The sequence below is a fragment of the Adlercreutzia sp. ZJ242 genome (genome assembly GCF_011038995.1).
In the GTDB taxonomy this organism is placed as follows: Bacteria; Actinomycetota; Coriobacteriia; order Coriobacteriales; family Eggerthellaceae; genus CAAEEV01.
This window is the reverse complement of sequence record NZ_JAAKEE010000004.1, coordinates 12,087-25,981: the sequence shown is the minus strand read 5'-3', so window position 1 is coordinate 25,981 and position 13,895 is coordinate 12,087. Positions and strand designations below refer to the sequence as shown.

At 65.2% G+C, this 13,895-nt stretch carries 10 protein-coding genes; 8 read left to right on the top strand and 2 right to left on the bottom strand.

Going from position 1 to position 13,895, the window contains the following annotated elements; all coding sequences use genetic code 11:
- Positions 1-54: 54 nt before the first annotated feature.
- Positions 55-1,638, top strand: coding sequence for an MATE family efflux transporter (locus G7Y49_RS02150; protein WP_241157224.1), 1,584 nt, complete (start codon positions 55-57; stop codon positions 1,636-1,638).
- Between the two features lie 194 nt (positions 1,639-1,832).
- Positions 1,833-2,477 carry a biotin transporter BioY gene (locus G7Y49_RS02145; RefSeq protein ID WP_165170786.1) on the top strand — a complete coding sequence of 215 codons (645 nt, stop codon included), beginning with the start codon at positions 1,833-1,835 and terminating at the stop codon, positions 2,475-2,477.
- A 77-nt stretch (positions 2,478-2,554) separates the two neighbouring features.
- Here the strand turns inward: G7Y49_RS02145 and G7Y49_RS02140 are convergent, their stop codons facing one another.
- Positions 2,555-3,247, bottom strand: a complete 693-nt coding sequence (locus G7Y49_RS02140) for a response regulator transcription factor (protein ID WP_165170784.1) — start codon at positions 3,245-3,247, stop codon at positions 2,555-2,557.
- Between the two features lie 133 nt (positions 3,248-3,380).
- Between G7Y49_RS02140 and G7Y49_RS02135 the strand changes: the two genes are divergently transcribed.
- The 3 genes from G7Y49_RS02135 to G7Y49_RS02125 all read left to right on the top strand — a co-directional run bounded on the left by G7Y49_RS02135 (position 3,381) and on the right by G7Y49_RS02125 (position 6,793).
- Positions 3,381-4,211, top strand: coding sequence for a type III pantothenate kinase (locus G7Y49_RS02135; protein ID WP_165170782.1), 831 nt, complete (start codon positions 3,381-3,383; stop codon positions 4,209-4,211).
- 85 nt (positions 4,212-4,296) lie between these two features.
- The gene (locus G7Y49_RS02130) at positions 4,297-5,985 is read left to right on the top strand and encodes a formate--tetrahydrofolate ligase (RefSeq protein WP_165170780.1); all 1,689 of its coding nucleotides are present in this window, start codon (positions 4,297-4,299) and stop codon (positions 5,983-5,985) included.
- Between the two features lie 181 nt (positions 5,986-6,166).
- The gene (locus G7Y49_RS02125; RefSeq protein ID WP_241157223.1) at positions 6,167-6,793 is read left to right on the top strand and encodes a cyclodeaminase/cyclohydrolase family protein; all 627 of its coding nucleotides are present in this window, start codon (positions 6,167-6,169) and stop codon (positions 6,791-6,793) included.
- Between the two features lie 7 nt (positions 6,794-6,800).
- On the opposite strand, the gene G7Y49_RS02120 is transcribed toward G7Y49_RS02125, so the two are convergent.
- Positions 6,801-8,072: an MFS transporter gene (locus tag G7Y49_RS02120; protein WP_165170778.1), complete on the bottom strand. Its 1,272-nt coding sequence runs from the start codon at positions 8,070-8,072 to the stop codon at positions 6,801-6,803.
- Positions 8,073-8,267: 195 nt separating this feature from the next.
- Between G7Y49_RS02120 and G7Y49_RS02115 the strand changes: the two genes are divergently transcribed.
- The 3 genes from G7Y49_RS02115 to G7Y49_RS02105 all read left to right on the top strand — a co-directional run bounded on the left by G7Y49_RS02115 (position 8,268) and on the right by G7Y49_RS02105 (position 13,859).
- Positions 8,268-9,659 (top strand): LysR family transcriptional regulator, encoded by a 1,392-nt coding sequence (locus G7Y49_RS02115; protein ID WP_370519565.1) that lies wholly within the window; start codon positions 8,268-8,270, stop codon positions 9,657-9,659.
- Positions 9,660-9,923: 264 nt separating this feature from the next.
- Positions 9,924-11,267, top strand: coding sequence for an MFS transporter (locus G7Y49_RS02110; RefSeq protein ID WP_165170775.1), 1,344 nt, complete (start codon positions 9,924-9,926; stop codon positions 11,265-11,267).
- Positions 11,268-11,420: 153 nt separating this feature from the next.
- On the top strand, positions 11,421-13,859 hold the full coding sequence (locus G7Y49_RS02105) for a molybdopterin-dependent oxidoreductase (protein ID WP_165170773.1): 2,439 nt from the start codon (positions 11,421-11,423) through the stop codon (positions 13,857-13,859).
- The last annotated feature ends 36 nt before the right edge of the window (positions 13,860-13,895 follow it).

The window sequence follows — 13,895 nt, the reverse complement described above, 5'->3', positions numbered from 1 at the left end:
CGCCCGCTTCGCGCGCTACAATGTGCCGGAGCAAGACGGGAAGGCATGTGAACAATGGTACGATCAGACGAGCGCATCGAAGGCAGCTTGGACGGCGAGGGCAAGACGGGTGACGGCGTAAGCGGCGGCATCTCCGGCGGCAGCGTCCCAGGCGATGGCACCAGCGGCGGCGCCGCAGGCGAGCGCGGCGAGGAGGCGGCGCCCGTCTCAAAGGGCGACGCGAAGGTCGCGCGCATGGGCACGGCGTCGGTGCCGAAGCTCGTGGTGGAGTTCGCCATCCCGTCGGTGGTGGGCATGCTGGTGAACGGCTCGTACGCCATCATCAACTCGGTGTTCCTCGGCAACGCCGTGGGCGAGATCGGCCTGTCGGCCATCACGGTGGCCAACCCTATGCTCATCGTGTTCATGGCGTTCGCCATGCTCGTGGGCAACGGCGGCAACGCGCTCGCGGCGCTGCGCCTAGGCGAGGGCCGACACGGCGAGGCCGAGCGCGCGCTGGGCAACGTGGTGTTCCTGAGCCTGGTGGTGTGGGTCATCGTGGCGCTGGCTGCCGCGAGCCCCCTGATCATCGACGCAGTGCTCACCGTCTCGAGCGCCACTGACGACGTGCGCCCCTACGCGCGCATCTACATCCAGATCCTGTGCTTCGGCTTCATCTTCCAGATGATCGGCATGGGCGTGAACAACTTCATCCGCACCTCGGGCGCGCCGATCCGCGCTCTGGTCACCATGGTGGCCGGGCTTCTGTCCTCGGTGGCGTTCAACTTCCTGTTCGTGATGATGCTCGGCTGGGGCATCGTGGGCAGCGCGTGCGCGTCGCTCGCCGGCCAGGCGCTCTCGTGCGCCCTGGTGCTGTGGTACTTCATCGGCGTGAAGGACGCGCCCATGCACCTGCGCCTGCGCTACCTGCGCCCGCAGTCGCGCCTCGTGGGCAGCATCTTCGCGCTCGGCTTCCCCAGCTTCGCCATCCAGGCGGGCATGGCCATCATCAACTTCCTGCTGAACTACCAGCTGGTGAAGTACGGCGCCCTCACGGTGATCGGCGCGGAGAACGCGCTGGCGTCCATCGGCGTGGTGCAGCGCATCGGCCAGTTCTCGGTGATGCCGGTGATCGGCGTGGCCGTGGCCATCCAGCCGCTTCTGGGCTACAACTACGGCGCGCGCAAGATCGACCGCGTGCGCAGCGCGTACAAGTGCGGCGTGGTGGGCGCCTCGGCCATCTGCGTTGCGATCTGGGCGTGCATCTACCTGTTCACGGCCGGCGTGGTGAGCGCGTTCGGCATCACGAACCCCGACCTCAACGAGTTCACGGTGTTCGCCATGAAGGTGCAGTTCGTGACGCTGCCGCTCGTGGGCTTCCAGATCGTGTCGTCGAACTACTTCCAGGCCACGGGCCAGCCGGCGAAGTCGATCTTTCTGTCCCTCACGCGCCAGATCGTGTTCCTGGTGCCGCTCATCTGGCTTCTGCCCGACCTGCTGCCGCTCATGGCCCCCACGCTCAACGGCCTTGACGCGCTGTACTTCGCGCAGCCTGTCGCCGATGCGCTCTCCATCTGCGTGACGGCGTGCTTCGTGGCGTTCGAGATGCGCCGGCTGGGAAGGGTGCAGCGCGGCGAGGTCGACCTGAAGGTGAGGTAGCGGCTCCGCGCAGGCGGCGTGCGGGCGCGGGCGTCGGCTCGGCAGCGGCGTGCGGGCGCGCCCGCCCGTCAGCGGCAGCGGCCTCGCGCGCATGGCGGAGGTGTAAGCGCGCGGAAACGCGCCAGGAGCACGCGTGCGCTATAATGTGTCTTTTCTTTTTCAGCACGTTCATCTGAGGGAAGAGAGGATCGATTATGGAACAAGCTAAGGCGCATGCGACGAGCTCGTCGCGGACGCGCTCCATCGCGTTCGTGGGCCTGACGGTGGCCATCATGGCCGTCTCGGCGTGGGTGACCATCCCCATCGGGCCGGTGCCCGTCACGCTGCAGATGTTCGCCGTCACCTTCGCCATCGTGGTGCTCAAGCCGAAGGAGGCCATCGCGGCCATCGTGTGCTACCTGGCGCTCGGCGCCGTGGGCGTGCCGGTGTTCTCGGGGATGCGCGGCGGCATCGGCGTGCTCGCCGGGCCGACGGGCGGCTTTCTGTGGGGCTACCTGTTCGGCGTGACTGCCGCGGTGCTGTTCCTGCACGTGGTGCGCACGCGCACGGACTGGGACGTGAGCCTCAGGGCCGCCGAGATGGATCCCGCTGCCGAGGCGAAGCTCTCCTTCGCGCAGAAGTTCGCGCGCTTCATGCGCATCTCGGGCGTCGAGGTGGTGGCGGGCGTGCTGTTCACCTGCATCGCGTATCTGTGCGGCTGCGCCCAGTTCATGCCCGTCATGGGAGTGGGGCCCGAAGCCGCCTTCCTCGCCTGCGTCGCCCCCTTCGCGGGAATCGACTTCTTGAAGATCCTCGCCGCCGTGGCCTGCGCCCGCGTGGTGCGCTCCGCCGTGAGGTAGGGGCTTTCGGGCGCAGGTCGGCTTGCGGCTGGCCTGCGCCCGTCGTGCCTCGGGGTCCTGCGCTCGCAGCTCCTGCGCTATGCGCGGAACCGGTAGCCGTAGCCGCGGACCGTCTCCACCATCGTGGGGTCGTAGCCGGCGGCGGAGATCTTGTCGCGCAGGCGCTTGATGTGGGTGTCCACCGTCTTCGTCTCGGTGAGGTACTCCCAGCCCCAGGCGTCGCGCAGGAGGTCCTCGCGGGACACTACCTTCCCGGCGCTCTTCATCAAGCACGCCATCAGCTCGAACTCGCGCGGCGTGAGGTCGATCTCGCCTGCGTCGCCACGAGCGACGTGCGCGTCCTCGTCGATGGTGATGCCGCTGGCCGTGATGGCGCTGGCGCTGCCCTGCATCTCGCCGGAGCCGCGGCGCAGGAGCGCGCGGATGCGGGCGATCAGCTCGCGCACGCCGAAGGGCTTGGCCAGGTAGTCGTCGCCGCCGATCTCGAGCCCCACCACCTTGTCGAGCTCGGTGTCGCGCGCCGACAGGAACAGCACGGGCGCCGCGGTCCTCGAGCGCAGGCGGCGGCACAGCTCGTAGCCGTCGATGCCGGGCAGCATGATGTCGAGGACGAACAGGTCGTAGGCGTTCTTCGCCGCAAGCGCGAGCGCGTCCTCGCCGCTGTTGACGATGTCGGCGGCGTAGCCTTCCTTGCTCAGGGCGTACCCGACGAACTCGGTGATGGAAGGCTCGTCGTCAACGACAAGTATGCGGCTCTGCTTATCGGTCATGGCTCTGCCTTTCTCTCGTGAACCGGCCGAGTGGCTTTCGGGGACCGTTCGTTGGGCGATTGCTATAATGTCTGCGATCACTATAGCGAAAGCAACGGGCAACTTCGGAAAGCTAAGGGCGTTTGTCATAATTATGTTACTTACGATTGACGTGGGGAACACGCATACCGTGGTGGGCGTCTACCGCGGCTTTGACAAGGTGGAGCCGCATGCGGTGTGGCGGGTTGCCACCAGCAAGCGCGACGCGGCCGACGACGTGCGCGCCAAGCTCCTGCCGCTCATGGCGGCCGCGGGCGTCACGGCGCATGACGTCGACGCGGCGGCGATGGCCTCGGTGGTGCCGGCGCTCACGCGCGCCTGGTCGGACGCGGTGCGCGAGCTGGCGGGCGTCGAGGCGCGCCTGTGCACGGCCGAGGCCGCCAGCGCGGCGGGCCTGTTCAAGAGCGCGTACCCCAACCCGCGCGAGATCGGCGCCGACCGCGTGGCCGACGCCGTGGCGGCGCGCGCCCTCTTCGGCGCGCCGGTGGTGGTGGTCGACTTCGGCACCGCCACCAACATCGAGGTCGTCGACGAGGACGGGAGCTTTTTGGGCGGCATCATCGCCCCGGGCGTGGAGACGAGCGCAAGCGCCTTGTTCTCGCACGCCACGCGCCTGTCGACCATCGACCTCGCAGCGCCTCCGGCCGCCGTCGGCAAAAGCACCGAGGAGGCCGTGCAGGCGGGCATCGTGCTCGGCGAGGCCGACCGCGTGGACGGCCTGGTGCGCCGCATCTTCGCCGAGCTGGGCCGCACGTGCCCGGTGGTGGCCACCGGAGGGCTCTCGGCGCTCGTGGCCGCGCACTCGAGCGAGATCACCGAGGTGCTGCCCGAGCTCACGCTGGAGGGACTGAGGCTGCTCGCCACCAGTCTGGCTTCTCGCGCCCTTGGCGCGCTCAACGTGGAAACCGCCTGCCAAGCCCGCTAAAATGAGCTCATTCTGGCAAACGAGGCGCGGTGCGTCGCGCGGCGAGGCGCGACGGCGTGCGTCATGAGGAGAAAGCGGGCCCGACGTGTTGACCGACATTGAAATTGCCCAAGCAGCGCACCCGGAGCGCATCGGCGAGATTGCCAAAAAGGCCGGCATCAGCGAGAAGTACCTTGAGTGCTACGGAAACTACAAGGCCAAGGTTGACTACAACCTGCTGCGCGAGGAGGAGCATGCGCCCGGCAAGCTCATCCTGGTGACGGCCATCAACCCCACGCCGGCGGGCGAGGGCAAGACCACCACCACGGTGGGCCTGGCCGACGCGCTGGCGCGCCGCGGCAAGAACGTCATGGTGGCGCTGCGCGAGCCGTCGCTCGGCCCCGTGTTCGGCATCAAGGGCGGCGCCGCGGGCGGCGGGTACGCCCAGGTGGTCCCCATGGAGGACATCAACCTGCACTTCACGGGCGACTTCCACGCCATCGGCGCGGCGAACAACCTGCTGGCCGCGCTTCTGGACGCGCACATCCACAACGGCAACGAGCTGGGCATCGACGTGCGCAAGATCACGTGGAAGCGCGTGGTGGACATGAACGACCGCCAGCTGCGCAACATCGTGGACGGCCTCGGCGGCAAGGCCCACGGCGTGCCGCGCGAGGACGGCTTCGACATCACGGTGGCCTCCGAGGTCATGGCCATCTTCTGCCTCGCCACCTCCATCACCGACCTCAAGGAGCGCCTCGGCCGCATCGTGGTGGGCTACACCTATGATGACCAGCCCGTCACCGCGCACGACCTGCATGCGGAAGGCGCCATGACCGCGCTTCTGAAGGACGCCCTCAAGCCGAACCTCGTGCAGACCCTCGAGGGCACGCCGGCGTTCGTTCACGGCGGCCCCTTCGCCAACATCGCGCACGGCTGCAACTCCATCATGGCCACGCGCATGGCCATGGCGCTCGGCGACTACTGCGTGACCGAGGCCGGATTCGGCGCCGACCTGGGCGCGGAGAAGTTCCTCGACATCAAGTGCCGCCTGGCGGGCCTCAAGCCCGACGCCGTGGTGGTGGTCGCCACGGTGCGCGCGCTCAAGAACCACGGCGGCGTGCCGAAGGCCGACCTCAACGAGGAGAACCTCGAGGCGCTCGAGGCGGGCCTGCCGAACCTGCTGCAGCACGTGGAGAACATCACGAAGGTGTACAACCTGCCCTGCGTGGTGGCGATCAACGCGTTCCCCACGGACACGAAGGCCGAGCTCGACCTGGTGGAGGCCAAGTGCCGCGAGCTGGGCGTGAACGTGGCGCTGTCCGAGGTGTGGGCGCGCGGCGGCGAGGGCGGCCTCGCGCTCGCCGACGAGGTGGTGCGCCTGTGCGCCGAGGGCGACGCCGAGGGGCGCAGCGCCGACACCTTCGAGTTCGCCTACGGCGACGAGCTCACGCTGGCGGAGAAGATCGAGGCCATCGCGCAGCGCGTGTACCATGCCGACGGCGTGGTGTTCGAGCCGAGCGCGAAGAAGGAGCTCGCGCAGCTCGAGAAGCTCGGCTTCGGCGGCATGCCCGTGTGCATGGCCAAGACGCAGTACTCGTTCTCCGACGACCAGGCCAAGCTCGGCGCGCCGCGTGACTTCCAGATCACGGTGCGCCAGGTGAAGGTGAGCGCGGGCGCCGGCTTCGTGGTGGCGCTCACGGGCTCCATCATGACCATGCCGGGCCTCGGCAAGACGCCCGCCGCGTTCAAGATCGACGTGGACGAGACCGGCAAGATCTCCGGGTTGTTCTAATCTTTTTCGGGGTGGTATGGCGCACGGTTTCGCTTTGACGTGAAAAAGCCCCGCTAAGTTTGGACACTGACGGGGCTTCACTCAAACGACGCTGCCCGGACTGGCGGGGCGCCTCTAACTCGCATAGTAGCACGGTCGCCTGGCGCTGTCCAGATTGGCTGTGCAGAAGGAGCGGAACTCCATGTTGGATGCTGCTTTCATCGACGAGCTGGCGAGCTCCGCTCCCGTTCCCGGCGGGGGCGGGGCTTGCGCCTGCTGCGGGGCGCTCGCCTCGGCGCTCGCCTCCATGGTGGGCAACCTCACGGTGGGGAAGGCTCGCTACGCCGACGTCGAGGGCGAGGTGCTCTCGTCGCTGGGATGCTTGGCCACGTTGCGGGAGCGCCTGGTCGCGCTCGTCGACGAGGACGCGCGCGCCTTCGAGCCGCTGGCGGCGGCCTATCGCATGCCGCGCGAGACGCCCGACGAGCGCGCGGCCAAGGAGGACGCGCTGCAGGAGGCGCTCGTCGGCGCGACCGAGGTGCCGCTCGAGATCATGCGCGCGTGCGTCGAGGTGCTGCGCGAGTGCGACTTCATGGCGCGCTGCGGCAGCCGCATGGCGGTGTCGGACGCGGGCGTCTCCGCGCTCTTCGCGAAGGCGGCGCTCCAGGGTGCGAGCTTGAACGTGCTCATCAACGCGGGGTCGATGGCCGACGTCGCGCGTGCGGAAGCATACCGCGCGCAGGCTGAGCGGCTCGTCGACGAAGGCACGCGCCTCGCCGACGCGGTGTACGCCTTCGTGCTCGACGAGCTCGGCGGCGCCGCGACCTGAGCGTCGCTCAGTTCGCCTGCGTCCTTGCCTCATCGAGTCGCTTCATGTCGCGGTTCCACATCTTGGAGAAGGGGATGACGTCGGCGAGTGCGATGGCGGACAGTGCGAGCAGTGCTGCAAATACGCCCAGGCGGTTCTCGGCGCCGCCGACGGCCGCCTGCACGGCGATGTTGAGGAGCGAGCCGAACAAGATGGCGAGGTTCGCGATGGAAAGGTTGAGCGGGTAGTTCTTCGAGCCAAAGCGTTGGCGGGAGAACGCCGAGGTGGCGACAGGGACGGTGCCGTAGCAGAAGCCGCAGCACACCGCTCCGATCACGTAGAAGACGCCCATGCCAGTGGCGAACGCGACGAAGATGCCGCCTGCGGCGATGACGGCCACGCCGGCGTTGACGGCCATGGTGACCTTGACGTTGGTCTTGTCGTACACGACGCCCATGACGATGCGTGCCAGGCCGTTCGCCGTGGAGACGACCCCTACGAGCATGGTGGCGAACGCCGTGTCGAGGCCGACCAGCTGAGCGTCAGACGCGCAGCTTCCGATGGTGGCAAGGCCGATGGCGATGACGATGATGGCCCAGATCCAGTACACATAGAACGAAGGAGTGGAGAGGGGCTTGTCGTTGTCAGCGGGGTCGTCGCCAGTGGTGACGGCTTCCTTGCCCGTCATGATCTCTATGATGTTCTCCGGCGGACGTTTGAGTATGAATGCGCAGGCTAACGCAACCGCGAACGTCGCTATGCCGAGCGCTATGAGCACGGGGGTGAGCCCCGCTGATGCGACGAAGCTCAGGGACAGGTTGCCGACGAGCAGCGCGGAGACGCCGAACCCCATCATGAGCACGCCGGATGAGAAGCCCACCTTGTCGGGAAACCACACGTTGGTGGTGGCGATGATGGAGTTGTACCCGATGCCCACGCCCATGCCGCCGCATACGCCGTAGAGCAGGTAGACCGCCATGATGCTGCCGTAGCCGAAGAGCCCCGTTCCGGCGAACCCCACGAGAAACATGATCCCCGCGCATATGATGGAGCCCCTGACCCCGACGACCTTCTCGATTTGCGAGCCGATGACGGCGCCCACGCAAAACGCCATCATCATGATGTTGAACGTGAGGCTCACGTCGTTCTTCTCGAGTTCGAACGTGGCGCACATGGGCGCGGAGAATAGGGAGAACGCGTATATGAGGCCGAGGAAGAGAAGCGAGACGGTGGACACGGCCAGATAAGCGACCCTCTTCCGTCTTATCTGTGCTACTTTCAGATCAGCGTTTTCAGCCATGGCGAACCCCCTCAACGGCATCTTTCTTTGGCATTACCAGGCTATCGGCAAACGTTTTCGAGCGCTTTCAACGATTGGTTGCGCGCACCCCTACCGTTAGTTCGTTGTGTAGGGGAGAGGCGGTTCGTAACATGGGGCTACCGTAAACGGCGCAGCGAACGGAGGCGCTGCTTCGGCTTGCTGTGTAACGGCTTCATGAAGGAGGAGATCGTATGTGTTTCAGACCACCTGATACGACGTCGGGCCCGCTTATCTGTCCCGAGTGCGGCAAGAAGATCGTGTCGCCCAATTTCCGCCCCGTCGTCTGCCCGTTCTGCAAGGCGCCGCTTCCCGAGGCAGGCGCTCCGGCCTCGCCCGGAGCCCCAGCTCCTGCCATGCCTGGTGCCCCGAAGGGCCCACAGCCGCCTTCGGCTCCCAAAGCATAGGGGGAGGCAACATACCAGGGTGGCGGCCGCAAGGCGGACGCTCTATGCATGGGCCGCTTGGCGTTTCAACGCCAAGCGGCATTGTCGTGCGTTCGGTGACGTGGGGGCAGGCAGACTTGAGGGGTTGAAGACAGCATCGAAGGGTGATTCAAGGCACGGATCCATCTTGGACCAGGGGGGAATCATGCATGTTGAGTATCTGTACTACTTCAAGGATTTTTCCGAGACACTTTCCATTTCCAAGACCGCGACAAACTTCTATATGACGCCCCAAGGCGTCAGCCGGGCGATTCACCAGCTCGAGAAGGACTTCGGCGTGACGCTCACCTCGTATCGGAACAACGTCATATCGCTCACGCCGGCGGGACGCGAGTTGAGCCGGCAGGTTGACGGCGTCATTGACGCGCTGGAGCGCGTCAAGGGGACGCTCGCCGGATACCGTCTCGCGGAGATCGGGGGAGGTGCGCGCCATGAAACGGTCAGGGTTACGGTGACGCCGTGCGTGTCGCAGTACGTCGCCACGTTCCTCGACATCCAGAAGCCGGGGCAGTTCCCGTTCAACGTCAAGTTCAAGGAGTCGAACGTCTACCGTGTGGTTCCCCATATCGTCGCTCGCGGCGGCGAGGATTCCTTCGGGTTCATCTCGATACCCGCCATCGAGAAGTACTGGGGGTTCGTGCAAAAGCTGATGGAGGAGAGCGACATGGAGTACGAGGCGCTGTTCACGTCGCCGCTCGTCGCCCTCGTGTCAGCCTACTCCCCTCTGGCCGGCAAGTCTGAGATCGTGCCAGGCGACGTCGACGGCTGCTCGGTGGCGCGTTACCAGGACACGGTGCTCGGCGACGCGCTCGATGACTACATACGGGAGGAGTGCGTCAAGACGGTGACGAACGCCACGCCCGTCATCTACGCGCGCATCATGGAGAACCAGTTCATAAGCTTCGCCCCCAAGCTCATCGAGGGTGTGGGCGTCTTGCCTGACCGCATCAGAACCGTTCCCACGCGGGGGTTCTTCAGCACGGAGTTCGGCGTGTTGGTGCCGCGTGTTGACGGGGAGTCGCCGCGCGTCCAAGAGGTCATCTCGTTCATGAAGAAGCGCGTGCGCGAAGGCGCCGAGCGTGGTCGCTTCGCGGGCACGTTTGAACTTGCGCAAGGGCGGTAAGGCCGCGCCTCGCGCTGGGCTCTTCGCGTGCTCCAGCACGTGTAAGAGCTTGCAAAGCACCAGCTCAAGCTGTCATCACTACGGTCTGTTGAAGCGCTTAAACATCCTGCTGATCGACCTGCCCGCCTTGCCCATCGTAAGGTTTTCCCAGAGCGTTTGAAGGGGGCTAGAGCGAGAGGGGGAACACGCCTGGATGCAGGCAGCCCACCATTTGTTCAGGCATGCCTTTCAGGGGGAAAGGCTCACATTCTTAAGGGGGTTGAAATGCCAAACGCTTCTGGTGCAGCTCAGGCTAAGCCTGAGTACACAATCGCAGATCGAATGAACCGCATCCCGACGTCTCCGCATACGGTCGTCATCATCTTCTTCGTGCTCATGGGGTGGTTTGCCGAAACCATCGACCTGGGCGGAACGAGCTTCTTGATGCCGACCATTCGCGAATACTTCGAAATGGATGCCACGACGGGCGGCTACTACTCGTCAATCTGCTTCTTGGGCATGTTCATCGGTGCCATCGGCGCCGGCCGCATCGCTGACCGCATCGGCCGCAAGAAGACCATCGTCGGCGCCATGCTCCTCTGGGGTATTGCCGGGTTCGCCCTGGTGTTCTCGCCCAACATCTACTACCTGTTCACCATGCGCTTCATTCTGGGCGTTGGCTTGGGCGGGCAGTTCCCCGTGGCCCTCAGCTATCTCTCCGAGATCGTCTCGGGTGCCGAGCGTCCGAAGTACATGACGCTCTACCAGCTCATGACGCCCATCGGTTTCGCGGTGGCCGGCGTGCTCACCGTGCTCATCCTGCCGCACTTCGACTGGCGCGGCGTGTACCTGGCTGAGGCGCTCCCGGCGCTGTTCATCATCGGCATCATCAAGACGTGCCCCGAGTCGCCCCTGTGGCTTGAGGCGAAGGGGCGATACGACGAGGCTGATGCCATCTGCACGAAGTTCGAGCAGGAGGCCATCGCCCGCCACAAGGAGCTGCCCGAGCCGGTTCGCATCGAGCGCACCGATAAGAAGGCGTCGTTCAAGGACCTGTTCAGCCCGAAGTACCTGAGGGTCACCGTTCTGTGCTTCTTCGTGTGGTTCATCAGCATGTTCAGCGACTACGGCCTGACTACGTGGCTCACCACCATCCTCATGGAGAAGGGCTTCGACGTCGTCCAGTCCACTGGGTTCGTGACCATCGGCATCCTGGGCGGCATCCCGGCATGGTTCTTCGCAACATGGTCTGCCAAGAAGCTCGGGCGCAAGAAGACGTTCCTCATCGCCGGTTTGTGCACGTCGATCTTCGGCATCGCCTACGGTGCGTCCACCACGTTGGTCATGCTGATCATCACGGGCATCCTGTATCAGTTCGGCAAGTACCTCAACGCCATGATGATGGCTCTGTACACGCCAGAGTTGTACGAGACCAACATTCGCACTACGGGCAACGGCCTGGCGACGTCCTGGGGCCGCATGGGCTCCATCTTGGGACCCATCATCCTGGCGGGCGTCATGACCAGCTTCGGCGTGTACACCACCATGTACATCGCAGCCGCCATGGTCATCATCCCCGGCCTGCTGGTGTTCCTGTTCGGCCCTGAGACCAAGGACAAGACGTTCTAGCGAGGCGTCTTGGAGGCAAAGGCGCTGGCGGCACGCTAGCGCATGTGCGCGGCGCTCCCCGAGGGGCTCGTTGGGGAGCGCGTTCGCAGCAGGGGGAACTACCTGCGTGCGCAGGAGGCACGCAGGGTCCAATAGAGAGAAGAGAGGACAGCAATGGAGAAGAAAGTACGTACCGTGTGCTTCGATTGCCATTCGAAGTGCGGCGTCATTCTCACCGTGAATGACAACAACGAGATCACGCGCGTTGAGGGCGATCCGGACTGCCCGGTCAACGACGGCATCCTGTGCGTGAAGGCGTTCTCGGCTCCCGAGATCCACGCCCATCCCGATCGCCTGAAGTACCCCATGAAGCGCAAGACCTGGTCGGTCGACGAGCCTCACACCGAGAACCGCGGCAAGGACGAGTGGGAGCGCATCACGTGGGACGAGGCCATCGACCTCATCGAGGCGAAGGTGCGCAAGGTCATCGACGAGTACGGCCCGCAGTCCGTCATCATCTCCCAGGGCACCGGCCGTGGCTCCAACCACTTCCTCGACCGCCTGAACAACTCCTGGAACGGCGGCGGCAAGGTGTGGCCGACCCATGTCTGCCTGCTCCCCAACTTGGCTCAGACGCATGTGACCTGGGGTCGCATGTTCCATCCCCACGAGGCGTGCGACTATCGCAACGCCGGCTCCATCGTCATGTGGGGCACCAACCCCATCCGCTCGCGCCAGTACTCCGGCCTGCGCATCATGGACGCCAAGCGCAACGGCGCCCACGTCGTGGTGGTGGACCCGGTGTTCCGCGACATCGGCGCGAAGGCCGACCTGTGGGTCCCGGTTCGCCCCGGCACCGACGGCGCGCTGGCCATGGGCCTCGCCAACCTCATGTTCACGAGCGGCAAGTTCGAGCGTGCTCACGAGATGCTCATCAAGTGGACCAACGCCCCGTTCCTCATCAACGCCGACGCTCGCATGATGCTGCGTGAGGCCGAGCTTTCCGAGGACGGCTCTGACGAGCGCTACGTGGTGTGGGATGAGAACGCGAACGACATCGCCATCTGGCATCCCGAGACCGAGAGCTTCAACCGCGAGGACGTGCGCCCTGCGCTCATGGGCGCCTTCGAGGTGACGCTCAAGGACGGCTCGAAGATGACCTGCAAGACCGGCCTCGAGACCTACAAGGACGAGATCGCCGTGTGGACGCCCGAGAAGGTGTCCTCCGTCACCTGGACCCCGGTCGAGAAGATCCTGCAGATGTTCGACATCATCACCAACCCTGCCGACGACAAGCCGTCGCTTCTGACCGCCTACCTGGGCGCCTGCATGATGACCTCCAACGCGCTGCAGTCCGGCCGCGCCATCACCATCCTCCAGCTGCTGCTCAACCCGCCGCTGGACGACAAAGGCGGCATCTACTTCAACACCTTCTGGGAGTTCATGCTCGACCCGAAGATCACCGCGTACGACCGCGTTCCCCCGAAGCTGCGCCTGGGCTACGACAAGCATCCCATGTACACGCAGGTCTACGGCAACGCCAACATCCCCAACGACGTATGGGAGTCCATGATCACGGGCGAGCCGTGGCCGGCCAAGGTCATGATCTCGGTCGCGAACGACCCGCTGGGCTGCTTCGAGGACTCGCAGAAGATCCACAAGGCGCTCACGGGCGACGTTCTGGAGCTGAACGTCGACATGGACTACTTCATGACCCCGGGCAACGAGATCGCCGACATCGTCCTGCCGGCTGCCCACTGGTCTGAGCGCGTCGGCGTGTTCGACGAGGAACTCTACCCCGAGCCCTGCCCGTTCATCATCCCGCAGAAGGCCGTGCTTCCTCCTGGTGAGGCGCGCGACGACTGGGACTTCCAGCGCGAGCTGGGCAAGCGCTTCGCTCCCGACCTGTGGCCATGGGAGAGCTCCGAGGAGATGCAGCTGTGGCGCCTGAACGAGTTCCACCTGATCCCCAACGGCAAGGAACCCATCACCGACTACGAGAAGGCCGCCGAGATCGGCTACTTCATCGAGTACGGCGGTGAGAACCGCACTACCAGGCAGCATGAGAAGGGCCTGGTCAAGTTCCAGACGCCGACGGGCCGCATCGAGGTGTACTCCGAGCAGATGCCCTCGTACGGCTACAACTCCCCGCTGCCGAGCTACAGCGAGCCGTTTGAGAGCCCGTATCAGACGCCAGAGGTGTACAAGGAGTTTGACCTGTGCCTGACCACCGGCGCGCGTGACTACGCGTTCTACCACTCTGCATGGACCAACATCGCGCACCAGCGCATCTTGGAGCCCTGGCCTTACGTCGAGCTCAATGACGAGGATGCGCGCGAGCGCCAGATCTCCGAGGGCGAGTGGCTGTGGGTCGAGACCCGCCGCGGCAAGATCCGCGCGAAGGCCCGCATCTCCAAGGGCGTCATCAAGGGCGCAGCCTCCATGTGCCGCCCGAACTACAAGCATGCCTGTGATGAGCTCAACCTTCCTGGCTTCAGCTGGGATCAGGCCAACCCCAACGTTCTGTGCACTGCGGAAGGATCTGACCCGGGCTTCGGCGCCGCGCCCATGCGCAGCATGCTGTGCAAGGTTTCCAAGGTGAACGAGTTTTAATTTGATTCGCTGAATCTGACGCGAGTGAGTAACGAA

Excerpts from the sequence above, each read along its gene's own strand:
- G7Y49_RS02125 (WP_241157223.1), top strand. The coding sequence starts at position 6,167 with ATGTTGGATGCTGCTTTCATCGACGAGCTGGCGAGCTCCGCTCCCGTT.
- G7Y49_RS02105 (WP_165170773.1), top strand. The coding sequence starts at position 11,421 with ATGGAGAAGAAAGTACGTACCGTGTGCTTCGATTGCCATTCGAAGTGC.
- G7Y49_RS02150 (WP_241157224.1), top strand. The coding sequence starts at position 55 with ATGGTACGATCAGACGAGCGCATCGAAGGCAGCTTGGACGGCGAGGGC.
- G7Y49_RS02115 (WP_370519565.1), top strand. The coding sequence starts at position 8,268 with ATGAAGGAGGAGATCGTATGTGTTTCAGACCACCTGATACGACGTCGG.
- G7Y49_RS02120 (WP_165170778.1), bottom strand. The coding sequence starts at position 8,072 with ATGGCTGAAAACGCTGATCTGAAAGTAGCACAGATAAGACGGAAGAGG.
- G7Y49_RS02145 (WP_165170786.1), top strand. The coding sequence starts at position 1,833 with ATGGAACAAGCTAAGGCGCATGCGACGAGCTCGTCGCGGACGCGCTCC.
- G7Y49_RS02135 (WP_165170782.1), top strand. The coding sequence starts at position 3,381 with ATGTTACTTACGATTGACGTGGGGAACACGCATACCGTGGTGGGCGTC.
- G7Y49_RS02110 (WP_165170775.1), top strand. The coding sequence starts at position 9,924 with ATGCCAAACGCTTCTGGTGCAGCTCAGGCTAAGCCTGAGTACACAATC.
- G7Y49_RS02140 (WP_165170784.1), bottom strand. The coding sequence starts at position 3,247 with ATGACCGATAAGCAGAGCCGCATACTTGTCGTTGACGACGAGCCTTCC.